Here is a 22114-nt window from a genome sequence, read left to right as displayed (position 1 = left end):
TTGTCGGAAGCGGAGTTGAGCCCTTCGACAAGCTCAGGGCGAACGGAGGTCTTGGGCGAAATCACACCCTCACCCCATTCTCAATCCCGTCCACATGCCCATCCTTGAAATGCACGATCGTCCGGGCATAGGCCGCCATGTCGGGCTCATGCGTCACCATCAGCACCGTGATGCCACTATTCTTGTTGAGGTCGGTCAGCAGTTCCATGATCTCCACCGACCTTTCCGAATCCAGATTGCCGGTCGGCTCGTCGGCGAGCAGCACGGCGGGGTGGGTCACGATGGCGCGGGCGATCGCCACGCGTTGTTGCTGGCCGCCGGACAGCTCGGCCGGCGTGTGATCCCACCAATCCTTCAGGCCCACCTTATCCAGCGCCGCCATGCCTGCGTCATAGCGCGTCTTCTTGTCCTCACCCCGATAGAGCAGGGGCAATTCGACATTCTCCAGCGCGGTCGTGCGGGACAGCAGGTTGAAGCCCTGGAACACGAAGCCCAGATAGCGTCGCCGCAGCAAGGCGCGCTGATCGCGATCGAGCGTTTCCACATGACGGCCCTTGAACAGGAACTCGCCAGCAGTCGGCACATCGAGGCAGCCTAGAATGTTCATCGTCGTCGATTTGCCGGAGCCCGACGGACCCATGACGGCGACAAAGTCTCCCTCCGCAATGTCGAGGTCGATGCCCTTCAGAGCCTGAAAGGCTGTCGGCCCCGATCCATAGACCTTGGTTACGCCGCGCAAGGAGATGATGGGATCATCCATCGCCTCAGCTTCCGTTTCGCCGCCCGGTGCCGCGCGCTTCGCTACTCTGGCCGCCCCGATTGCGCTGCTGTCCGCCGCCGTTCGCACTATCCTCGGCGGGCTGTTCCTGCCCCGCCGCAAGCTGGCCGGTGATGACGCGCATGCCGGGCTTCAGGTCGCCGCCGGTGATCACCGTGCGCGCGCCGTCGCTGGCGCCGACGACCACCGACACGGCCTTGGGCTTGCCGTCCGCGCCCACGACATACACGGTCTGGCTGCTGCCGATGCCGAAGCTGACCTGTCGCGCATTGCCACGGCGGAAGCGGCGCGGGCCGGGAACGATCTGGCTGGTAATGCCGCCGCCCTTATCCCCAGCGCTCGGCTTGAAGCGCAGCGCGGCGTTGGGGACCAGCAGGACGTTGTTCAACTCCTGCGTCACGATATCGGCCGTGGCCGTCATGCCAGGGCGCAGCGTCTCATCCTTGTTATCCACCGCCAGCACGGCGGTATAGGCGACCACCGTGCCGCTGGTGCTGGCCGTGCTGCTACTGCCCGATGAGGTGGTGGAAGAGGAACTGCTCGAGGCATTGGAGCCGACATTCACCCGCGTCACGCGCGCGGGGAAGCTGCGGCCGGGGAAGGCATCGACGGCGAAGGTCGCCGCCTGGCCTTCCTTCACCTGACCGACGTCCGCCTCATCGACGGAAACCTCGACCTCCATCTGCGTCAGGTCCTCTGCGATGGTGAAGAGGACAGGCGCGTTGAGCGATGCCGCCACCGTCTGGCCCGGCTCGATGTCGCGCGACAGCACGACGCCGGTCACAGGCGATACGATCTGAGCGATGGACAAATTGGTCTGCGCTGTCGAAAGCTGAGCGCGCGCCACGCTTACCTGTGCCTGTTGCGCGCGCAGATTGCCGACGGCTGACTGATAATCTGCCCGCGCCGCATCCAGTTCCGTCTTGGCAGGGACGCGGCCACCCGACAGGCGGAAGACGTTGAGCTGCCGGTCCAGCGTCGCCTTCGCCAGCGCCACCTGCGCCTGCGCCTGTGCGACGCTCGCCTGGGACGCCGAAACCTGCGCCCGATTCTGGTTCACTGTATCCACCAGGCGGCGCGTATCGAGTTCGGCGAGCCGTTGTCCCTTCGTCACCCGGTCGTTCACATCCACATAGACCTGCGTGATCTTGCCCGACTGTTCGGAACCCACATCGACCTGATTGATGGGCTTCAGGTTCCCGGTCGCCGACACGGTGACGGTCAGGTCGCCGCGCCGCACTTCGCGCGTGGCGTAATTTGGGCTGTCATCGCCTGAAAAGCAGCGGGCGAGCAGGAGAATGAGGATCAGCAGCGCAACGCCGATCGCGCCGCGCATCACCCATTTGCGCCACGGCTTTTCCGGCCGCGCCCCCAGAAAATCGTCCAGGTCCTGATCCTTGCTCACATCATTGCTCATTCGGGCGGTTTTCCATGTTCTGCCAGCCGCCGCCCAACGCGTTGTAAAGTTGGGCGATGGCCAGGACTTCGTCAGCCTGCGCGGCGGCAAGACTGTTGCGCGCGTTCAGCAGGGTGGTTTCGCTGGTGGAAAGCGTCTGAAAATCGATCAGGCCCGCCTGATACTGGCTGCGCGCCAGAATAGCGGCGTTGTTGGAAGCTTCGAAGGCGATGCGAAACTCCGCGGCGCGCTGGCGGGCGCTGGTGAGTGACGCCATGGCGTTTTCCACATCCTCAAGCGCGGTCAGGACGCTTTGCTTATAGGCCGCAAAAGCTGCGTCGGTCGCGGCTCTTTGCGAACGCACCTGCGACGCGAGCCTCCCGCCATCGAAGATCAGCTGCGCGACATTGGCGAAGACGCTGCCAGTGATCAGGTCGAACAGGTTGCTGAACGATGTGGCGTTGGTGCCGATATTCCCGCTGATCCCCAGCGAGGGGTAAAGCTGCGCCTGCGCGATGCCGATCCTGGCGGTGGCGGCGGCCAGCGCCCTTTCCGCGCTGCGAACGTCAGGCCGCTGGCGCAGCGTATCGGCGGGAATGCCGGTGGCGATGTTGGCCGAAGCAACGGGAATGGGCGCTGGCGTCTCCAGCATCCGCGTGGCCTCTCCCGGTGCCTGACCGGTCAGCACGGCAATGCGGTTCAGGCTGCCGCGCAGGCTTGCTTCCAACTGTGGGATGGTGGCGTTGGTCTGCGCCAATTGCGCCCGAGCCTGCTGCTCGTCCAGAGAGGACACCAGCCCCGCCTGCAGCCGCCAGTTGGCGATATTATAATTATCCCGCTGAATCGCCTGCGTTTCGCGCGCTATGCGAAGCTGCGCCTGCGCCTGCCGAGCCTGCACATAGTTGGTGACGAGTTCGGCGATGATCGTCATCCGGACATTGGCGAGGTCATAGCCCGACGCGACAAGGTCCGCCCGCGCGGCCTCGGCGGAGCGCGAAAGCTCGCCAAACAGGTCGATCTGCCAGCTGGCATTGGCGCCAAGCGAATAGCTGCTGCTCCATTTGCCTGAGCCGCTGGACACCACATTGCCATCGACCACGCGGGTGCCACCGCCAGCGCTGCTATAGTTGCGACCGCCCGAACCGGACGCATTCACCTGGGGCAGGAAGGCCGCGTTCGCCTGCCTCAAGGATTCGCGCGCCTGACGTAGCCGCGCCTGCGCTTGGACGATGTCCAGATTGCCGGCGATCGCCTCATCGATCAGGCCGCTCAGCGCCGGATCGTTGAGGCGCGTCCACCAGGTCGCAAGTTCCGCCTGATCGACGGGCGTGCTGCCGCCTTGGCCGTAATAGGTGGCGGGCACCCCCAATGCGGCAGGCTGCGGCGCCTTGTAATCGGGACCTGCCGCACAAGCAGATAGGGTCAGGCCGGTCCCGATGATCCAGGCAATGCGATATCGCACCTTTTCCTTGCACTCCGTCATCGTTAAAGGGACGCCACCTGGGGGGTGGCGGCGGTCCGATTGGGGAAACTGCCGAAACGGGCCGGGTGCCTCAACGGCATTTGTGTCTCAAAGTGTAACGATTAGGAAATGGCGCTTTTGCGGGCGCCTGGCGGCAAGGGGTGAATGATGAGGGCATTTCTTTTTCCGGGGCAGGGCAGCCAGTCGGTGGGCATGGGCAAGGCGCTGGCCGATGCGAGCCCGGCAGCGAGGGAACTGTTTCAGGAGGTCGATGACGCCCTGTCGCAGCATTTGTTCCGCATCATGGTGGAAGGTCCGGAAAGCGACCTCACCCTCACCGAAAATGCACAGCCGGCGATCATGGCCAATGCGCTGGCGACGCTGCGCGTGATGCAGCGCGAGGGCGGCTTCTCGCTGGCGGAGAAGGGCGATTTTGTCGCTGGGCACAGCCTGGGCGAATATAGCGCGCTCTGCGCTGCGGAAGCCTTTGACATCACCACCACCTCGCGCCTGCTGAAGCTTCGCGGACAGGCGATGCAGGCGGCCGTGCCGGTGGGAGAGGGGGCCATGGCCGCTCTGCTCGGCGCGGACATTGAAAAGGCGCAGGCGCTGGCCGACGCCGCGGCTAAGGGCGAAGTGTGCACCGTCGCAAATGACAATGATCCGACGCAGGTCGTCATCTCCGGCCACCGCGGCGCGATCGAGCGGGCGGTCGCTCTGGTCAAGGACCATGGCATCAAACGCGGCGTACTGCTGCCCGTCTCCGCTCCCTTCCACTGCCCGCTGATGCAGCCGGCCGCCGATGCGATGGGCGAAGCGCTGGGCAATGCCGCCGTCGCTACCCCGCTGCTGCCCGTTTACGCCAACGTCCTCGCCGCACCGATCGCCGATCCCGAAGAGATCAAGGCGCGCCTCGTTGAACAAGTGACCGGCCGCGTCCGCTGGCGCGAATCCATCGCAGCGATGTGGGAAGCAGGCGTCACCGACTTCGTGGAACTCGGCGGCAAGGTCGTCGGCCCCATGGTCAAGCGCATCGCCCCCGACGCCACCGTCCGCAGCGTCGTGACCATGGATGATATCGAGGCGGCGCTCGGCGCATTCTGAAAAGATAAGGATAAGAGACTATGTTTGATCTGACAGGCATGACCGCGCTGGTGACGGGCGCTTCGGGCGGTATCGGTTCCGCCATCGCGAAGGCGCTCGCCGCGCAGGGTGCGACGCTCGCGCTTTCAGGCAGCAATGAGGAAAAGCTCAAGGCGTTCGCCGTCGAACTGGGCGGTAACCACAAGACGCTGGTCTGCAACCTCAGCGATCCCGCTTCCGTCGATGCTCTCGTGCCGCAGGCGGTTGAGGCGCTGGGCGGGAAGATCGACATTCTCGTCAACAATGCCGGCATCACGCGCGACAATCTGGTGTTGCGCATGAAGGATGATGAATGGTCGGACGTCATTTCCGTTAACCTAGAAGCCGCTTTCCGCCTCGCCCGCGCGGCCGCCAAGCCGATGATGAAGGCGCGCTTCGGCCGCATCATCTCGATCACCTCGGTTGTGGGCGTCACCGGCAATCCCGGCCAGAGCAACTATGCCGCTTCGAAGGCTGGCATCATCGGCATGTCCAAGTCGCTGGGTCAGGAACTGGCGAGCCGCGGCATCACCGTGAACTGCGTCGCTCCTGGCTTCATCCGCTCCGCCATGACCGACGCGCTCAATGACGCGCAAAAGGGTGCGATCCTGCAGAAGATTCCGGCCGGGGATCTCGGCGCAGGCGAGGATATTGGCGCGGCCGTCGTCTATCTCGCCAGCCGGGAAGCGGGCTATGTCACCGGCCAGACGTTGCATGTAAATGGTGGCATGGCGATGATTTAAGAGGGAGGCGATTCGGACGACTTCCCATGCTCTCCCATTTGCAACGGGGCGGCCTTGTGCCATCCAAGCACATGGGATGGGGGGAAATCATGCTTTTCGATCGTTTCTTGCCTCTTGCCTCTGTCGGGCCTTGCCTCTAGGGCATGCCTTAACAAATATTCACAACCATCAACGATACCCAGTAAGAAGGACCACTCATGAGTGAGACCGCGGATCGCGTTAAGAAAATCGTCGTCGAACATCTGGGCGTCGAAGCCGAAAAGGTGACCGAGGACGCAAGCTTCATCGACGATCTGGGCGCAGACAGCCTGGATATCGTTGAGTTGGTGATGGCTTTCGAAGAAGAATTCGGCGTCGAGATCCCCGACGATGCGGCCGAGAAGATCGCCACCGTCAAGGATGCGATCGACTACATCGACAGCAAGCAGTAAAAGCGTCTCGCGGCCCGCCTCCAATGGCCGGGCCGCCTGCGTTTTTGCAAGGGAATGGCTCCTCCTGTCCCGCGAAAGCAGGTCTTGGGGAGCTTTTTCGTATCTGGACCGCCGTTCACAACCGCTGTCGAAGCGGCTAAGGAGCGGCGCAAGCCTATGAAGATTTTCGGAGCAGATATATGCGTCGCGTCGTCGTAACCGGCCTCGGCATGGTAAGCCCCCTGGGCGGAGATGTCGAAACCACGTGGAAGAATATCCTCGCGTCCAAGTCCGGCGCGGCCACGATCGCGCGCTTCGACGCCAGCGAGTATAAGTGCCGCATCGCCTGTGAAGTGAAGCCCGCGGATCATGAATATGGCTATGATCCGGGCCTGGACGTCGATCACAAGATTCAGCGGCAGGTCGATCCCTTCATCGTCTATGGCATTTCCGCCGCCAGTCAGGCGCTCCGCGACGCGGGCCTCGACAATATGAGCGAGGAAGAAAGGCTGCGCGCTGGCTGCTCCATCGGTTCGGGCATCGGCGGCCTGCCGGGCATCGAAAGCGAATCGCTGGTGCTAGCAAACAAGGGGCCGAGCCGCGTTTCCCCGCACTTCGTCCATGGTCGCCTCATCAACCTGATTTCGGGCCAAGTCTCGATCAAATATGGCCTGATGGGCCCCAACCATGCAGTCGTCACGGCCTGCTCGACTGGCGCCCACTCGATTGGCGATGCCGCCCGCATGATCGCGATGGACGATGCCGACGTCATGCTGGCGGGTGGCGCGGAAAGCGCGATCTGCCCGATCGGCATCGCCGGTTTCGCCCAGGCGCGCGCATTGTCGACCGCGTTCAACGACACGCCGGAAAAGGCTTCGCGGCCTTATGACGTCAACCGCGACGGCTTCGTCATGGGCGAGGGCGCAGGCGTGGTCGTGCTGGAAGAATATGAGCATGCCAAGAAGCGCGGTGCGCATATCTATGCCGAAGTTATCGGCTACGGCCTCTCGGGCGATGCCTATCACGTCACCGCTCCCCATCCGGAGGGCAATGGCGGCTACCGTTCGATGGAAATGGCGCTCAAGAAGTCGGGTCTGTCGCTCGCCGACATCGACTATGTGAACGCGCACGGCACCTCGACCCCGCTTGGCGACGAACTGGAACTGGGCGCGGTCAAGCGTTTGTTCGGCGACAATATCTCGACCATGTCGATGAGCAGCACCAAGTCCGCCATCGGTCACCTTCTGGGCGGCGCGGGCGCTGTGGAAAGCATCTTCTGCATCCTCGCCATCCGCGACCAGATCGTGCCGCCGACGCTCAACCTTGACGAGCCCAGCGAAAGCTGCGCGGGCGTGGACCTGGTCCCGCACGTCGCCAAGGAACGCAAGGTGCGCGCGGTGCTGAACAACAGCTTCGGCTTCGGCGGCACCAACGCCTCGCTCATCATGAAGGCGATCTGAGGATAAAAATCGTGCGGCGGTTCGGGCTTGGCATCCTCGCGATCGGCCTGGCCGTCGCCGCCTTCGTGGCGTTTCGTTTCGTCTATGGCTGGACCGAAGCGGGTCCTGCGCCGCGGGATATCAGTGTCATCGTGCCGGAAGGCGCCACCGTGGCCGACGCTGCGGTTCTGCTGAAGCAGGCAGGCGTCGTGCGCTCCGCCGACGCCTTCCTCACGCGAACCAAGGTCTTCGGCCGAGGCAGGTCGATCAAGGCGGGCGAGTTCCTGATCCCCAAGGGCGCGAGCAACTCCGCCATCTTTTCCATCCTGCAGGGCGGCAAGACGCTGACCCGGCTCGTAACGATCCCCGAAGGCATGCCCTCCATCCTCGTCCACGAGCGGTTGATGGCAAATGACCAACTGACCGGCGATGTCGCGGTCCCGCCAGAGGGCAGCGTGCTTCCCGACAGCTACGCCTTCGACAAGGGCGAAAGCCGCGCCGTCGTGCTGAAGCGCATGCAGGACGCAATGACGCGCGCGCTCGATAAATTATGGGCCGAACGCGCGCCTAACACGGTCGCCAAGTCGCCCAAGGAAGCCATCATCCTCGCCAGCATCGTCGAAAAGGAAACAGGCGTGCCGGGCGAACGGCCGATGGTCGCTGGCGTCTATGGCAACCGCCTGAAAAGCGGCATGATGCTTCAGGCGGATCCGACGATCATCTATCCCATCACCAAGGGCAAGCCCCTCGGCCGCCGCATCAAGAAGTCGGAGATCGCGGCCGTCAACGGCTATAACACCTATGCCATGACGGGCCTGCCCAAGGGGCCGATCGCCAACCCCGGCCGGCTGTCCATCCTCGCGGTACTGCATCCCGCTGACACCAACGCGCTCTATTTCGTCGCGGACGGGAAGGGCGGCCACATCTTCGCCGACACGCTGGAACAGCACAACCAGAATGTCCGCAAATGGTTCGAAATCCGCCGCGCGCGCGGGGAGATTTGAGCGCCGTTCGGACAATCGCCGGCGGCCTCTGAATGCGTCCACACCACCACCGTTCGTCCTGAGTCAGGATGCCTTCGCAGTTGCACGCCCGCTTCGATCGCTTGGCGCGAACGGAGCAGGAAAGCGGACCGATTACTATCGACCATAAGCGGACCCATTAATTTCCGTTCGTTTCGAGCCTGTCGAGAAGCGAAGGCGAGAAAATGGCGTTACGCACCCCGTTTTCGATAACGGCTTCTCAACAAGCTTGAAGCCTATTCGAACCGAACGGTTCCAGGAGAGATGGTAGCAAACCACCCATAACGCCCCACCTACCGCAACACCCCCTTCGCCTGCAGCCCTTGCGCATAAAGCAACTGCCCCACCGCGATCACCAAAATCACCGCCGGAAACGCCGCGGCGCCAGCCCCTTTCACCGCTAGCAAATCCGTACCCAAGAAGCTGTACCCGAACTGCACGACAACGCCGATCACGGACAGCGCGAACAAAGGCACCGCCACTCGCTTCCGCATCAGCAGCATCGTAGCGCCCAGCGTCCCTGCGCCGACCGCCACGGCATATGCCGCCCAGGCCCAACCCGGCATCCCTGCAAATATCCGTGCCGTATAGGGATCGCTTTTCGCCAGTGCCGCCAGATCCGCCGTATATTGAAGGATGAAGGCCGCCACGCCGATCAAATTCCAGATCAGCAGACCAAGCGCGAATATCGCGAAGGATCGTGATGCGGACATGCGTGTTTCCCCCTGCAGATGCCCTTTGCGCCATCTCGGCGTGGCGAGCATATAGAGATCGGCGCGCGCAGGGAAGCGTGCGCCCGAAAGGGAGAAGTGACGATGCTGGGACGTTCCGTGCCTGATGTGACGCTGAAAACGCGCGTACGCGACGAAAGCGTCGGAGGACCCAATCCCTTCCGCTGGGAAGATGTTCAGACCGGCGATCTGTTCAAGGGAAAGCGGGTAGTCGTCTTCTCCCTGCCGGGCGCTTTCACCCCCACCTGCTCGACGGAGCAATGCCCTGCCTTCGAACGCTTCTATGATGATTTCAAGGCGCTGGGCGTTGACGATGTTTATTGCGTTTCCGTCAACGACGCCTTCGTCATGTACCAGTGGGGCAAGCATCTGGGCGTCGGGAATGTGAAGCTGCTTCCCGACGGATCGGGCGACTTCACCCGCCGCATGGGCATGCTGGTGAAGAAGGATCATCTGGGCTTTGGCGATCGCAGCTGGCGCTATGCGATGGTGGTGGATGACGGCAGGGTCGTCGCCTGGTTCGAGGAGCCCGGCATCAACGACATAGGCGAGGATGACGATCCCTATGGCGAAACCCGCCCAGAGCCTGTGCTGGAATGGTTGAAGGAGCATCCCGCTGGCTGATCGCGGCGGGGACGGAGCGCCGATCATCCTGACGGCGCTGATGGGTGCGGAGGATTTCGCCTGGGCGGACTCGCTTCGCCGCGCCCATTTTCCGCCCGATCGCAATCTGGTGCCCGCGCATATGACGCTGTTCCACCATCTGCCTCCATCGCTGCTGCCGGAACTAGCCGCGCGGATGGAGCAGATATGCGCCGCTCCGCCGCCTCTGGCGATCGTCAACGGCGTTCTGCTGCTAGGTCGCGGGGTGGCGTTCGATGTCCGCAGCGACGGTCTGCTGGCGATATGGGATGATTTGGCTGATGCTTTCACCGGCCTGCTGACGCCGCAGGATCAGGCGCGCCCGCGCTTCCACATCACCGTGCAGAACAAGGTGGAGCCTTCCACCGCCCGCGCGCTGGCCGATCTGCTGAAGGTGGACTTTCGCCCCCGTCCGCTGAAAATCGCAGGATTGGCCGCCTGGCATTATCGGGAAGGCGGCTCCTGGGACTTGGCGAAAAAGGCCAGCTTCCGCTCAGCGCGCATCCTCATATAGCTCGAGCGGCAGTCCGTCCGGATCGGCGAAGAAGGTGAAACGCTGCCCCGTATAGGAATCGCTTCGGACAGCTTCACATGCGATCTCCGCTGCCCCCAGCCGGGCGATCTCCCGATCCAGATCCTCGACGCAAAAGGCAAGGTGCCGCAGGCCGCAAGCCTCGGGCTGCGACGGACGCGGCGGCGGCGAAGGAAAGGAGAAAAGCTCGATCTGGGCATTGCCCGCGTCCAGATCACATTTCCATGATTGCCGCTCTTCCCGCCACACTTCGCGGATGACCGGCAAACCCAATATCTCCGCGTAAAAGCGCCGGGACCGCGGGTAGTCGGAACATATGATCGCGATATGGTGGATGCAGCGCATGGCAGTCGCCCCTAGCATGCGCGACCGGCCGCCGGAACCTTGATCCCCCTCGCGCGGCGGCCTACACCCCCTCCATGAGCTATGCCCCCTATCCGGCGCTCCGCCTGCGCCGCACTCGCGCCGCCGCGTGGAGCCGCGCAATGCACGCCGAAATCCGCCTTCACCCCAGCGACCTTATCTGGCCGCTTTTCGTCACCGAAGGGCAGGGGGTAGAGGAGCCGATCGCCTCGCTTCCCGGCGTGTCGCGCTGGTCGGTGGACGGCATCGCGGCCCGTGCAAAGGAAGCCCGCGACGCAGGTATCCCGTGCCTCGCGCTTTTCCCCAACACGCAGCCTGAACGGCGCAGCGACGATGGAGCTGAAGCGCTCAACCCCGACAATCTCATGTGCCGCGCCATCCGCGCGATCAAGGATGCGGTGCCCGATATCGGCGTCCTGACCGACGTAGCGCTCGACCCCTATACCGCCCACGGCCAGGACGGCTTGCTTGATGAGGCAGGCTATGTCGTCAACGACGCCACGATCGACGTTCTCATCGGCCAGTCGCTCAACCAGGCGACGGCGGGCGCGGACATTATCGCGCCCAGCGACATGATGGACGGCCGCGTCGGCGCGATCCGCGAAGCGCTGGAGGAAGAAGGTCATGCCAATGTCCAGATCATGGCCTATGCCGCCAAATATGCGAGCGCCTTCTACGGTCCCTTCCGCGATGCGGTCGGTTCCAGCGGCCTGCTAAAGGGCGACAAGAAAAGCTACCAGATGGACCCCGCCAACAGCGAGGAAGCGCTGCGCGAGGTCGCGCTCGACCTGGCGGAGGGCGCGGACAGCGTCATGGTGAAGCCGGGCCTGCCCTATCTCGACATCATCGCGCGCGTGAAGGACCGGTTCGAAGTGCCCGTCTTCGCCTATCAGGTGTCGGGCGAATATGCGATGATCGAAGCTGCCGTCGCCGCCGGGGCAGGGGACCGTGATGCGCTGGTGCTGGAAACGCTTCTTGCGTTCAAGCGCGCCGGCTGCTCGGGCGTCCTGACCTATCACGCGCTCCACGCCGCGCGGCTGCTGGGAGCCTGACGCCATGCCTGATCATCCGCACGCCGCCCATCCCGATCATCCCGGCGCCACCATCCTGACCTTCGCAGGCAAGATGCCGGTCATCCACCCCAGCGCCTTCATCGCGCCCGGCTGTCGCATCATCGGCGATGTGGAAATCGGGCCTGACGCCAGCATCTGGTATAATTGCGTGGTTCGCGGCGACGTGAACAAGATCCGCATTGGCGCACGCACCAATATTCAGGACGGCAGCGTCATCCATTGCGACGGCCCCGACGCCGCCCGGCCTCAGGGCTGGCCGACGATCATCGGCGACGATGTCCTCATCGGCCATATGGCGATGATCCACGGCTGCGATTTGAAAGACCGCGCCTTTGTCGGTCTCGGCGCGGTGGTGATGAACGGCTGCACCGTTGAAAGCGACGCCATGCTGGCGGCAGGCGCTTTGCTATCGCCCGGCAAGACCATCCCGCACCGCCAGCTCTGGACTGGCCGCCCCGCCAAATATGTGCGCGACCTGACCGACGAAACAATTATCGGCATGCGCGAGGGCGTCGATCGCTATGTGCACAATGCGAAGGCGCATAAAGGCGCACTGAAGGCCGCTGGTTAGCGCCTCTCCTCCGTTCATTTCGAGCTAAGTCGAGAACTGAGATGAATGGCCTATTCGTTGCTCGGCTACTCGAAAAGAATGGTTCTAGAACCGATTTCTAAGGCTGAGCCAAGCGCCCCTTGATCGCATCGATCCGGTCATTCTGCGAATCGACAACGGCCAGCGCTGCCTTCCGCGCCGCATCAATCTGTTCCGCGCCGCCGCGAGCCTTGCCCTCGGCCACCGCGTTGCTGCGCTCTACATATAGCGTATCCAGGCTCGCCAGCGCTGACACGCTGTCGTTTTGGGCCGCCTCCAGCTCACTTATCGCCAGTTGCGCCGCTACCCAGCGCTCGCTCGACACGGCCGCGCCGGCCGCCGCCCGCGCAGCCCGATCCGCCGCTGGCCACGCCTTGTCGAAAGCCGCGCTTCCCGCCTGCGCCTGCCCCGCAAGCCGATCGACCTGCGCCTGCAGCGCCGGATCAGCCTCTACCGGGGCGGGAGCAGCCGGAGCTTCGCCCATTGGCGCATTCTCCACCGCCCGTTTGGCGAGCGAAGGGTAGCCTGTCAGCGTCCCCGCGCAGCCGGAAAGGAACAGGGCGATGGTGGTCAATAAGCGGCGGAATATCATCCCGCTGATCTAGGGCGGGAAATGCCGCCGCGCAATGGCGTCAGCGCGGCAGCGCCGCCGCCTCCCGCGCCAGCGCCTCGATCTTTGCGGCGTCCACCGGGCCTTTGGGCACCACCCAGCTTCCGCCAACGCATTTCACGAAGGGCTCGGCCAGCCATTTGGGCGCGCTCTCCGCCGTGATCCCGCCCGTTGGGCAGAAGCGGGCGGCATGCAACGGCGCTGCCAGCGCCTTCAGCGCAGGAAGCCCGCCCGACGTTTCCGCCGGGAAGAATTTGAAATGCGTTAGTCCCAAATCCAGCCCGCGCATGATGTCGCCCGCCGTCGCGGTCCCGGGCAGGAACGGCACGCCCGCCGCCACCGCCGCTTTGCCCAGCGGCTCGGTAAGTCCCGGGCTCACGATGAAGCGCGCGCCCGCCTCCATCGCGGCATCCAGTTGCGAAGGGTTGAGTACCGTGCCCGCACCCACCACCGCGCCTTCGACCTTTGCCATCTCCCGGATCACATCCAGCGCGGCTGGCGTACGCAGCGTGACTTCCAGCGCGGGCAGGCCGCCCTTCACCAGCGCCTGCGCGATCGGCAGCGCATCTTCCACCCGATCGACCACCAGCACCGGAATGACCGGCGCCAGTTCCATCACCTGTTCAACGCTGAGCGACATTATTTCTTCTCCCGAAAGGCCGCGGCCGCACCGTACAGCCCAATCTCTTCATGCAAGGCGAGCCGGATCGGCACCGCCGCCATCAGACTTTCAAAGCGTCCCTTGGCGGTGAAGCGCCGGTGGAACCCACTTTGCGGCAGCAGGTCGCGCATCCGCTGGGTCAGCCCGCCCGCCAGCACCACGCCATGCGGGCCATGCGCCAGCGCTAGATCGCCCGCTACAGACCCATAGCACAGGCACAGACGGTCGAACGCCGCGCGGGCAAATTCGTCCGTCCCGTCGATCGCCGCCTGCCACAATTCGGCATCTTCCATCAGCACGACGCGATCGTGGCCGATCGTCGCCATCGCCTTGTAGATATTGTTGAGCCCCGGTCCGGACACGACCCGTTCCGTCGATACCCGCAGAAACTTGTCGCGCAGATAGGCGAGGATCTTCTCCTCCAGCGGATCGAGCGGGGCGAAATCCAAATGCCCGCCCTCGGTCGCGATCACATGCGGTTCGTCATCATCGAAAGCGATCATCGCGACGCCAAGGCCGGTGCCCGGACCCACCACCGTGACCCCGCCATCGCGCGGAAAGGGACGGTCCTCCCCGAACAGCAGCGGCAGATTGTCCTTGGGCAGACGGGCGACAGCATGCGCCACAGCCTCGAAATCATTGACCAGCCGCATCTGCTTCAGGCCCAGTTCCTCGTCCAGCGTATCGGGCCGGATCATCCAGCTGCTGTTGGTCAGCTTGATGACGTCCCGCCCGATCGCCGTCGCGAAGGCGATCGACGCCGCCTTGGGCAAATCGCCGCCCTCATCATGCGCGAACGCCGCCCAACAGGCTTGCAGGTTCGGAAAGTCCGCCACCTTATATTTGCGCGCCTTGCCCAGCGTCGGCACATTTCGCGCGTCCAGCTTGGCTCGTGCGAAGCGGGCGTTGGTGCCGCCAATGTCGGCAGCGATGATGTCGGTCATAAGACCTCTCCAGTCATGATCGTCATCCCAGCGAAAGCCGGGATCTCGTGAGGCTGGGCCGCGCCCTCTCGCCAGAGACGCCAGCGTTCGCTGGCATGACGGGTGGGGGGATTATAATTCAGCTTCCATCGCCGCCAGAATCGGCGAAGCGCCCTGTTCCGCCAGGTCGCTATGATGCCGGAACAGCGCAAACAGCTCACGCCCCGTGTCATAGGGGGCAGGCGGCGGCGCGGGCGTCTCGCGCGCGTCCCATTCGGCCGCATCGACCAGCGCCTCGACAACGCCACTCTCCGCGCACACCCGCACCATGTCGCCGTCGCGTAGCTTCGCGATCGGCCCACCGCCCAGAGCTTCGGGCGACAGGTGGATCGCGGCGGGCACCTTGCCCGAAGCGCCCGACATGCGCCCGTCGGTCAGCAACGCCACGCGGAAACCGCGATCCTGCAGCACGCCCAGCGCCGGGGTCAGCTTGTGTAGTTCCGGCATGCCATTGGCGCGCGGCCCCTGGAATCGCATAACGACAACCACATCGCGCTCCAGCTCGCCCGCCTTGAACGCGCGCAGCACATCATCCTGATCGTGGAAGATCGCGGCAGGCGCCTCGACCGTCCAGCGTTCCTTGTCCACGGCGCTCACCTTCATGACGCAGCGGCCAAGATTGCCCGCCAGCAGCCGCATGCCGCCATCCGGGCTGAACGCATTGGACACCGGCCGAAGGATCGATTCATCACGCGACGCCGGGACATCGCGCCATTGCAGCGCCTCATTCTCCAGCACCGGCTCCTTGCCATAGTCGGTCAGGTCTTCACGCGCGACGGTCATGACGTCCCGGTGCAGCAGGCCATTGTCCAGCAATTCGCGGATCACCACCGACATGCCGCCCGCCATGTGGAAGTTGTTCACATCGCCTGCGCCATTGGGATAGACCCGCGCCAGCAGAGGCACGACGTCCGAAATCTCGGCAAAGTCGGTCCAATCGACATGGATGCCCGCCGCCCGCGCCATTGCGGGAATATGGATCGCATGGTTGGTCGATCCGCCCGTCGCCATCAGGCCGATGATGGCGTTGACGATCGCCTTTTCATCGACGCAATGGCCAAGCGGCCGGTAGTCGTCGCCATCCCAGCCGATCGCCGCCAGCCGGTGCACTGCCGCCCGCGTGAGTTCGCTGCGCAGCTTAGTGCCCGGATTGACGAAGGACGCGCAGGGCATGTGCAGCCCCATCACTTCCATCATCATCTGGTTCGAATTGGCGGTGCCGTAGAAGGTGCAGGTGCCCGCGCCATGATAGCTGGCGCTTTCCGATTCCAGCAGTTCTTCCTTGCCGACCTTGCCCTCGGCGTAAAGCTGCCTGATCCGCACCTTTTCCTTGTTCGCCAGTCCCGAAGGCATCGGTCCCGCGGGGACAAAGATGGTCGGCAGGTGCCCGAAACGCAACGCACCGATCAGCAGCCCTGGCACGATCTTGTCGCAAATGCCCAGCAGCAGCGCGCCTTCGAACATGGCATGCGACAGCGCGATTGCCGTCGAAAGCGCGATCGTGTCACGGGAAAAAAGCGACAGATCCATGCCCGCCTGACCCTGCGTCACGCCGTCGCACATGGCAGGCACGCCGCCTGCGACCTGCGCCGTCGCGCCGACTTCGCGCGCATAGACTTTGATGGCGGGCGGGTAGGCGCCATAAGGCTGATGCGCGGACAGCATGTCGTTATAGGCGGTGACGATGCCCATGTTCATCGCGTTGCCCGACCGAATCACCGGCTTGTCCTCGCCGGTCGCGGCAAATCCATGCGCCAGATTGCCGCAGCTTAGTTGCGAGCGGTTGGTTCCCGCGTCGCGCCCGCGCTCGATCAGGTCGAGATATTGGCGGCGGCGCGGCGCGCTCCGTTCGATGATGCGATCGGTGACCTTGGCGATCACCGGATGAAGGTCAGTCATGCCAGCTGGCTCCGTCTCGTTCAGTCAAGGCAATGGCCGAAGACGGCCCCCAGTTCCCAGACGCATAGGGTGAAGGCTTCATGCCGGCTTCTTTCCACCCGTCGATGATCGAATCGATCCAGGTCCATTGCGCCTCCACCTCGTCGCGGCGGACGAACAGCGTCTGGTCGCCCGCCAGCAGGTCCAGGATCAGCCGTTCATAGGCGATGCGGCGGCGCTGTCCGGCAAAGGCGGCGGTCAGCGATACGTCCAGCGTGACCTCCTCCAGATGGACGTCACGCTCCAGTCCCGGCCTTTTGCTCATGATCAGCAGGCGGATATATTCCTCCGGCTGCAGGCGGATGATCATGGCGTTGGGTTCCAACCCGCCATTGCGGCCAAAGATCGAATGACGCACCGGCTTGAACTGGATCTGGATTTCCGACTGGCGGGCCGGCATCCGCTTGCCTGTCCGCAGGTAGAAAGGCACGCCCTGCCAGCGCCAATTGTCGATATGGGCTTTCAGCGCCACGAAGGTTTCCGTGTCGGACGGCTTGCCCAGCTCGTCGGCATAGCCGGTGACGATTTCGCCGCCGACCGCGCCTGGCGTATATTGTCCGCGCACGCTGTTGGTCTTGACCGTCTCCGCCGTCATCGGACGCAACGATCGCAACACCTTCACCTTCTCGTCACGCACGGCCGTTGGGTCCATGCGGGCAGGGGGTTCCATCGCGATGATCGACAAGATCTGCAGCACATGGTTCTGCACCATGTCGCGCAGCGCGCCCACGCCGTCATAATAGGAAACCCGGCCCTCCAGGCCCACCGTCTCGCCAACGGTAATCTGCACATGATCGATCGCCGTGGCGTTCCACAGCGGTTCGAACATCACATTGCCAAAGCGCAAGGCGAGCAGGTTCTGCACCGTCTCCTTGCCCAGATAGTGATCGACGCGGAAAATCTGGCTCTCATCGAACAGTGCGCCGATGCCGTCATTGACTTGCTTGGAGGAGGCAAGGTCCTTGCCGATCGGCTTTTCCATGGCGATGCGCGTCGTCGGCGTGATCAGCCCCGCCTCCGCCAGCCCCTGCGCGGTTGGCGCGAAGAGGGAAGGAGGCGTCGATAGATAGACCGACAATCCCCGATCCTCACGTCCTTCCAGCCGCTTGGCCAGCTTCTTGAACTGCGCGGCATTGCCCGCCTCGACCGGCTGATAGCCAATCAGCGCCTTCAGCTGCCCGGCGACCTCCGGATCATAGCGGTCCGCGCCCACGAACTTTTGCAGCGCCTTGTCGATGTCGGCGCGAAAGGTCTCGTCATCCATTTCGGTACGGCCCGACGCGACGATCATGAAATCGTCGGGCAACAGGCCGTCCGCCAGCAGATTGTAGAGCGATGGAAAGATCATGCGGTGCGCCAGGTCTCCCGTGGCGCCGAACAGCAGGAATGTGGCAGACGGATCGGTCAAAGGATGCCCTTTTCCGTTTGGGGTTTTTCAAGTCTGCACGAAACGGCCATATAGCGGGTGAGTTTCGTTACGCAAGCAGGCTACCGGGGGCAGGAGGCTCTCGCAACCGCTTGAGATCGATCTGCTGCTATCTCGCTGATTTTTGTCTGGACGCTGGCGGCCGATTTTGCCATTTGGCGCGAGCAGCCATGCACGCGGGCGTGGTGAAACTGGTAGACGCGCCGGACTCAAAATCCGGTTCCGAAAGGAGTGTCGGTTCGATTCCGACCGCCCGCACCATCTCCTCCGATCGCTAGGACGAAAATGGCCCGGCCGCATGAGCAGCCGGGCCAGGGGGCTTTTACACGGGTAAAAGCCTCGGGTCGCGGGACACTCCCTAGCGCTTAATCATGACAATTCCAGTTAATGCGCACCGATCCATCCGTTATGGATCAGATGCTTCAGGTGAGCCGTTAGCGGATCATCCACCTCCGTTCGGGCTGAACCTGTCGAAGCCCGCGCCCTGCCTCAAAGTTCAGCAGGCGCTGGACGCCTGTGCCTTGAACCAGGGGATGAGCCGCGAAATCGCTTCCTCCACCCGGTCGGTCGATACCGCAAAGCTGATTCGGATATGGCGATGCCCGTCCACCGGATCGAAATCGATCCCCGGCGCCGTCGCCACGCCGGTTTCCTCCAGCAGCTTCTGACAAAAAGACAGGCTGTCGTCCGTCAGATGCCCCACATCCGCATAGATGTAGAAAGCCCCATCGGGCGGCGCGATCTCCTTGAGGCCCAATGCGGGCAGGACGGCGAGGAGCAGCTCCCTGTTCCGCCGGTAGTTGGCGACATGCCCCTCCAACTCATCGATGCAGTCGAACGCCTTCAGCCCCGCATGCTGCGCCAGGGAAGGCGGCGTCAGGAACAAATTCCCCATCCGCGCCCGGGCCGCATCGATCAGCGCCGGCGGAAAAACCACCCAGCCCAGCCGCCACCCCGCCATGGAGAAATATTTGGAAAAGCTGTTCACGATCACGGCATTGGGCGCGAACTCCAGCATGGAATGTGCCGCTTCGCCGTAAGACAGGCCGTGATAAATCTCGTCCGACACGATCCGGATGCCGCGCCGCGCGCAAACCTCCGCGATCCGCGCCATTTCCTCGGCCGGGATGATCGTGCCGGTGGGATTGGCGGGGCTCGCGATGATGACCCCGTCCGGCGCAGGCTCCATCGCCTCCAACGCCGCCGCGCTGATCTGGTAGCGCTCGGCAGGCCCGCAATCGACCTCCACCGGCTCCAGATACAGCGCCTTCAGCGTATTGCGATAGGCCACATAGCCCGGCCGCGCCGTCGCGACCCGCGCGCCCGGCGCGAACAGGCAACTGAGCGCCAGCACCAGTCCCGGCGAAGCCCCGCAGGTCAGCAATATCTGCCCCGCGTCCACCGAAACCCCATAACGCTCTCGATAGAGCAGCGCGATCCGTTCCTTGAGCGCCGGGCTCTCCCAATAACCCATCGGATCGCTATCTAATATCCGATGCGCCTCGGCGATCGAGGCGCTCGGCGCGCCGGTAGAAGGCTGCCCGAATTCCATATGCAGGATGGAACGCCCCTGCGCCTCCAGCCGGTGCGCTTCAACTCCGATGGCGATAGCGTGAAAAGGATCAATGTCGGCAATCATGGCCCGCCTCTTACGCGCGCTGCAACCTTGTCACAATCGCCGCGTTGAGCATCCTCGTGAACGAAACCATCCTCGACGCCCTCCAATATTATGGCGCCGGAGTCGCGACACTCGCCGCTCTCATCGTCTCCCTCAACCTGGGCCGCCGCATTACCGGCTGGGCGTTCGTCCTGTTCGTGACGTCGTCCATCGCCCTGATCGGCTGGGGCTTCCTGTCGGAAGACAGCGAGGGCATAGGCTTTCAGAATATCGCGCTGCTGCTCATCAACGTCGTCGGCGTCTGGCGCTACCTCATTTCCAAGCACAAGCCGCGCAACTGACGCGGCTCACTCGGAAATCCAGACCTCCACCGAGACGGCATGCTGGCAGAGCGCCACCCGGATAGGCAGCTCCTCGACGGGCCCGCCAGCGAGCGCCCTGTCATACACCGCCTTCTTCGCCGCCCCGCCAATCTGCAGGAAGATATGGCGGCTCTTCAGGATCGCACTGGCGCTCAGCGACATGCGCTGATGCGGCGCGGCAGGCGGCGTCACCGCCAGCGTCAGCGCGCTTGTCGATAGCCCATCCGCCAGTTCCTTTGCCTCCGGAAAGAGCGACGCCGTATGACCATCCTCGCCCATCCCCAGCAGCACGATATCGAGCGGCCAGGGCAGTCCTGCAAAAGCCGCCTCGCACGCGGCCTGCCCGGCATAGGCGTCCGCCGCCCCATTCTTCATTCCTACGAAGCGCGCCTTGGCCGCCTCGCCCTGAAGCAAGGTCTCGCGCACCAATCGCTCATTGCTGTCCGCATGGTCCGGCTTCACCCAGCGCTCATCGACAAGCGTGACGACCACCTTCTCCCAATCCAGCGCCGCGGCCGACAGAGCCTCCAGCACCGGCCGGGGCGAACGCCCGCCCGAAAGCGCGATCGACGCCAAGCCCCGCGCCGCAATGGCATCGCCCAGGACGACGCCGATCCGCCGCGCCATGTCCGCCGCTGCCAGCGCGCCATCGACGAAAAGATGTTCTGTGGGCATGTCAGTCAATTCTCTTCAGGAAGTGTGCAAATGTCGATCCAGCGCGCGCCAGTGAGATCGGCCAGCCGCGCAGGCGTCAACTCCACCGATGCCGTCCGTGATCCCGCAGCCGGGAAAACCGTCTCGAAATCCTGCAATGAAATATCACAATAGACGGGCAGGGGAGATGCCAGTCCAAAAGGACAGACGCCGCCCACCGGATGGCCGGTCAGCCCCTCGACCTCCTCCAGTCCCAGCATGCGCGGCTTGGCGCCCAGCGCTGCCTTCGCCTTGCCATTGTGAAGCCGCGCGTCACCCCGCACAACCACCAGCGCCACCTCGCCGCCGACCCGCAGCGACAATGTCTTGGCGATGCGCGCCGGAACCACGCCCAACGCCTCTGCCGCTTCGCTGACCGTGGCGGTACTCACGCCCTGATCGATGATCGCGACATCGGGCGCGAGCGTGGAAAAGAAGGCGCGAACCGACTCCTCGCTCATTTGCCACGAATCTCGGTCAGCTTGCGCTCCCACGCCAGAGCATGGGTGACGATTTGGTCCAGATCGGCATAGCGCGGCTCCCACGGAAACTCCGCCATGATCGCCCGATTGTCGGAAATCAGGGAGTCCGGATCGCCCGCGCGCCGTCCTTCCATCCGCCGGTCGATCTTCAGGTTCGTCACCCGATCCACCGCGTCCAGCACCTCCAACACGGAAAAGCCGCGCCCATAGCCGCAATTGAGCAGGTAATTCTGCTCCGGCTTGGCCATCAAAGCCTCCAGCGCCAGCACATGCGCGGCGGCAAGATCGGTGACATGGATATAGTCCCGCACGCCGGTGCCATCGGGCGTGTCGAAATCCGTCCCGAATACCGATACAGCTTCCCGCTTGCCCAGCGCCGCCTCGACCGCCACCTTGATCAGATGCGTCGCGCCAGCGGTCGATTGTCCCGTCCGCCCAGAAGGATCGGCGCCCGCCACATTGAAATAACGCAGCGCGCAGAAATTCATCGCATGCGCCGCGCTCACATCGCGCAGCATATATTCGGTCATCAGCTTCGACATGCCATAGGGATTGATCGGCCGCTGCGGCGTCGTTTCCTTGACCGGGCTTTCCTCCGGGATGCCATAGGTCGCCGCGGTCGAGGAAAAGATGAAATGCGGCACGCCGACCGTCACGACGCTCTCGATCAGGTCGCGGGTCTTGGCGCTGTTATTATGATAATATTTGAGCGGGTTCTCGACCGATTCCGGCACCACGACAGACCCGGCGAAGTGCATCACCGCCTTTACGCCATGGTCGCGCAGCGTCTTCTGCACCAGCGGCTGGTCGGAAATATCCCCTTCGACGAAAGCCACATCGTCCGGCACGGCCCAACGGAACCCCGTCACCAGATTGTCGATCACCACAACGCCATAACCCGCGTCGCGCAGCGCCAGAACCGCATGGCTGCCAATATAACCGGCTCCGCCTGTTACCAGAACCGTCGGCTTGTCGCTCATAGAAAGAAGGTCTCCAGATAGATAAGCGGCCGCCGTCACCCGTCCGGCATGCCGATAGC

24 protein-coding genes and 1 tRNA gene are annotated in these 22114 nt (G+C 63.7%); 11 read left to right on the top strand and 14 right to left on the bottom strand.

What is annotated here, in order from left to right; translation table 11 throughout:
• Positions 1 to 61: 61 nt before the first annotated feature.
• Genes ACFO3E_RS18850 through ACFO3E_RS18840 form a run of 3 tightly spaced genes read right to left on the bottom strand, consistent with a single transcriptional unit; the run spans position 62 to position 3657 of the window.
• The gene (locus tag ACFO3E_RS18850) at positions 62 to 760 is read right to left on the bottom strand and encodes an ABC transporter ATP-binding protein (RefSeq protein WP_066529410.1); all 699 of its coding nucleotides are present in this window, start codon (positions 758 to 760) and stop codon (positions 62 to 64) included.
• Between the two features lie 4 nt (positions 761 to 764).
• The gene (locus ACFO3E_RS18845; RefSeq protein ID WP_066528094.1) at positions 765 to 2195 is read right to left on the bottom strand and encodes an efflux RND transporter periplasmic adaptor subunit; all 1431 of its coding nucleotides are present in this window, start codon (positions 2193 to 2195) and stop codon (positions 765 to 767) included.
• Positions 2185 to 3657 (bottom strand): efflux transporter outer membrane subunit, encoded by a 1473-nt coding sequence (locus ACFO3E_RS18840; protein ID WP_197486282.1) that lies wholly within the window; start codon positions 3655 to 3657, stop codon positions 2185 to 2187. The genes ACFO3E_RS18845 and ACFO3E_RS18840 overlap by 11 nt, the downstream gene beginning before the upstream one ends.
• 147 nt (positions 3658 to 3804) lie before the next feature.
• Here ACFO3E_RS18840 and fabD point away from each other — a divergent pair, with 147 nt between their 5' ends.
• The 5 genes from fabD (at position 3805) to mltG (ending at position 8354) form a co-directional block, all read left to right on the top strand.
• The gene (fabD, locus tag ACFO3E_RS18835) at positions 3805 to 4740 is read left to right on the top strand and encodes an ACP S-malonyltransferase (protein WP_380807187.1); all 936 of its coding nucleotides are present in this window, start codon (positions 3805 to 3807) and stop codon (positions 4738 to 4740) included.
• Between the two features lie 20 nt (positions 4741 to 4760).
• Positions 4761 to 5501, top strand: coding sequence for a 3-oxoacyl-[acyl-carrier-protein] reductase (gene fabG / locus ACFO3E_RS18830; protein ID WP_066528097.1), 741 nt, complete (start codon positions 4761 to 4763; stop codon positions 5499 to 5501).
• A 197-nt stretch (positions 5502 to 5698) separates the two neighbouring features.
• The gene (locus ACFO3E_RS18825; protein WP_007689016.1) at positions 5699 to 5932 is read left to right on the top strand and encodes an acyl carrier protein; all 234 of its coding nucleotides are present in this window, start codon (positions 5699 to 5701) and stop codon (positions 5930 to 5932) included.
• A gap of 179 nt (positions 5933 to 6111) precedes the next feature.
• Positions 6112 to 7371 carry a beta-ketoacyl-ACP synthase II gene (gene fabF, locus ACFO3E_RS18820; protein WP_066528099.1) on the top strand — a complete coding sequence of 420 codons (1260 nt, stop codon included), beginning with the start codon at positions 6112 to 6114 and terminating at the stop codon, positions 7369 to 7371.
• An 11-nt stretch (positions 7372 to 7382) separates the two neighbouring features.
• Positions 7383 to 8354, top strand: coding sequence for an endolytic transglycosylase MltG (gene mltG / locus ACFO3E_RS18815; protein ID WP_066528101.1), 972 nt, complete (start codon positions 7383 to 7385; stop codon positions 8352 to 8354).
• Positions 8355 to 8665: 311 nt separating this feature from the next.
• Here the strand turns inward: mltG and ACFO3E_RS18810 are convergent, their stop codons facing one another.
• A complete protein-coding gene (locus ACFO3E_RS18810; protein ID WP_066528103.1) occupies positions 8666 to 9085 on the bottom strand; it encodes a sugar transporter in 420 nt (139 codons plus the stop codon).
• Positions 9086 to 9187: 102 nt separating this feature from the next.
• On the opposite strand from ACFO3E_RS18810, the gene ACFO3E_RS18805 reads away from it, so the two are divergent.
• On the top strand, positions 9188 to 9727 hold the full coding sequence (locus ACFO3E_RS18805) for a peroxiredoxin (protein WP_380806971.1): 540 nt from the start codon (positions 9188 to 9190) through the stop codon (positions 9725 to 9727).
• Positions 9728 to 9767: 40 nt separating this feature from the next.
• Positions 9768 to 10259: a 2'-5' RNA ligase family protein gene (locus tag ACFO3E_RS18800; RefSeq protein WP_380806969.1), complete on the top strand. Its 492-nt coding sequence runs from the start codon at positions 9768 to 9770 to the stop codon at positions 10257 to 10259.
• Here ACFO3E_RS18800 and gloA2 read toward each other — a convergent pair.
• Positions 10239 to 10622, bottom strand: a complete 384-nt coding sequence (gene gloA2, locus ACFO3E_RS18795; RefSeq protein ID WP_066528106.1) for an SMU1112c/YaeR family gloxylase I-like metalloprotein — start codon at positions 10620 to 10622, stop codon at positions 10239 to 10241. The genes ACFO3E_RS18800 and gloA2 overlap by 21 nt on opposite strands.
• A 74-nt stretch (positions 10623 to 10696) precedes the next feature.
• Between gloA2 and hemB the strand changes: the two genes are divergently transcribed.
• Both hemB and ACFO3E_RS18785 read left to right on the top strand, forming a co-directional pair.
• The gene (gene hemB / locus ACFO3E_RS18790) at positions 10697 to 11692 is read left to right on the top strand and encodes a porphobilinogen synthase (protein ID WP_066528108.1); all 996 of its coding nucleotides are present in this window, start codon (positions 10697 to 10699) and stop codon (positions 11690 to 11692) included.
• A 4-nt stretch (positions 11693 to 11696) separates the two neighbouring features.
• Entirely contained in the window at positions 11697 to 12284 is a 588-nt protein-coding gene (locus ACFO3E_RS18785) for a gamma carbonic anhydrase family protein (RefSeq protein ID WP_066528114.1), read from the top strand.
• Positions 12285 to 12381: 97 nt separating this feature from the next.
• Here the strand turns inward: ACFO3E_RS18785 and ACFO3E_RS18780 are convergent, their stop codons facing one another.
• The 5 genes from ACFO3E_RS18780 to zwf all read right to left on the bottom strand — a co-directional run bounded on the left by ACFO3E_RS18780 (position 12382) and on the right by zwf (position 17902).
• Entirely contained in the window at positions 12382 to 12894 is a 513-nt protein-coding gene (locus tag ACFO3E_RS18780) for a hypothetical protein (protein WP_066528116.1), read from the bottom strand.
• Positions 12895 to 12934: 40 nt separating this feature from the next.
• The gene (eda, locus tag ACFO3E_RS18775) at positions 12935 to 13552 is read right to left on the bottom strand and encodes a bifunctional 4-hydroxy-2-oxoglutarate aldolase/2-dehydro-3-deoxy-phosphogluconate aldolase (protein ID WP_066528118.1); all 618 of its coding nucleotides are present in this window, start codon (positions 13550 to 13552) and stop codon (positions 12935 to 12937) included.
• The gene (gene glk / locus ACFO3E_RS18770; protein ID WP_066528120.1) at positions 13552 to 14517 is read right to left on the bottom strand and encodes a glucokinase; all 966 of its coding nucleotides are present in this window, start codon (positions 14515 to 14517) and stop codon (positions 13552 to 13554) included. The genes eda and glk overlap by 1 nt, the downstream gene beginning before the upstream one ends.
• A 111-nt stretch (positions 14518 to 14628) precedes the next feature.
• Positions 14629 to 16455, bottom strand: coding sequence for a phosphogluconate dehydratase (gene edd, locus ACFO3E_RS18765; RefSeq protein WP_066528123.1), 1827 nt, complete (start codon positions 16453 to 16455; stop codon positions 14629 to 14631).
• A complete protein-coding gene (zwf, locus tag ACFO3E_RS18760) occupies positions 16448 to 17902 on the bottom strand; it encodes a glucose-6-phosphate dehydrogenase (RefSeq protein WP_066528127.1) in 1455 nt (484 codons plus the stop codon). Before zwf ends, edd begins: the two co-directional genes overlap by 8 nt.
• Before the next feature lie 194 nt (positions 17903 to 18096).
• Here zwf and ACFO3E_RS18755 point away from each other — a divergent pair.
• A tRNA-Leu gene (locus ACFO3E_RS18755) sits at positions 18097 to 18181 on the top strand.
• Between the two features lie 235 nt (positions 18182 to 18416).
• Here the strand turns inward: ACFO3E_RS18755 and ACFO3E_RS18750 are convergent.
• Complete coding sequence (locus ACFO3E_RS18750) at positions 18417 to 19559, bottom strand: aminotransferase class I/II-fold pyridoxal phosphate-dependent enzyme (RefSeq protein WP_066528130.1); 1143 nt, start codon at positions 19557 to 19559, stop codon at positions 18417 to 18419.
• Positions 19560 to 19615: 56 nt separating this feature from the next.
• Between ACFO3E_RS18750 and ACFO3E_RS18745 the strand changes: the two genes are divergently transcribed.
• Entirely contained in the window at positions 19616 to 19879 is a 264-nt protein-coding gene (locus ACFO3E_RS18745) for a hypothetical protein (RefSeq protein ID WP_066529424.1), read from the top strand.
• Positions 19880 to 19885: 6 nt separating this feature from the next.
• Here the strand turns inward: ACFO3E_RS18745 and pgl are convergent, their stop codons facing one another.
• The 3 genes from pgl to galE are packed head-to-tail and all read right to left on the bottom strand — an operon-like array spanning position 19886 to position 22055.
• Entirely contained in the window at positions 19886 to 20575 is a 690-nt protein-coding gene (pgl, locus tag ACFO3E_RS18740) for a 6-phosphogluconolactonase (protein ID WP_066528137.1), read from the bottom strand.
• A gap of 5 nt (positions 20576 to 20580) precedes the next feature.
• Complete coding sequence (locus ACFO3E_RS18735) at positions 20581 to 21054, bottom strand: YbaK/EbsC family protein (protein ID WP_066528143.1); 474 nt, start codon at positions 21052 to 21054, stop codon at positions 20581 to 20583.
• Positions 21051 to 22055 (bottom strand): UDP-glucose 4-epimerase GalE, encoded by a 1005-nt coding sequence (galE, locus tag ACFO3E_RS18730; RefSeq protein ID WP_066528146.1) that lies wholly within the window; start codon positions 22053 to 22055, stop codon positions 21051 to 21053. The genes ACFO3E_RS18735 and galE overlap by 4 nt, the downstream gene beginning before the upstream one ends.
• Positions 22056 to 22114: the final 59 nt, after the last annotated feature.

It is taken from the genome of Sphingobium tyrosinilyticum, assembly GCF_042654265.1.
Classification (GTDB): Bacteria; Pseudomonadota; Alphaproteobacteria; order Sphingomonadales; family Sphingomonadaceae; genus Sphingobium; species Sphingobium tyrosinilyticum.
The sequence above is the reverse complement of the archived record's forward strand: the minus strand, read 5'-3'. Positions and strand labels throughout refer to the sequence as shown.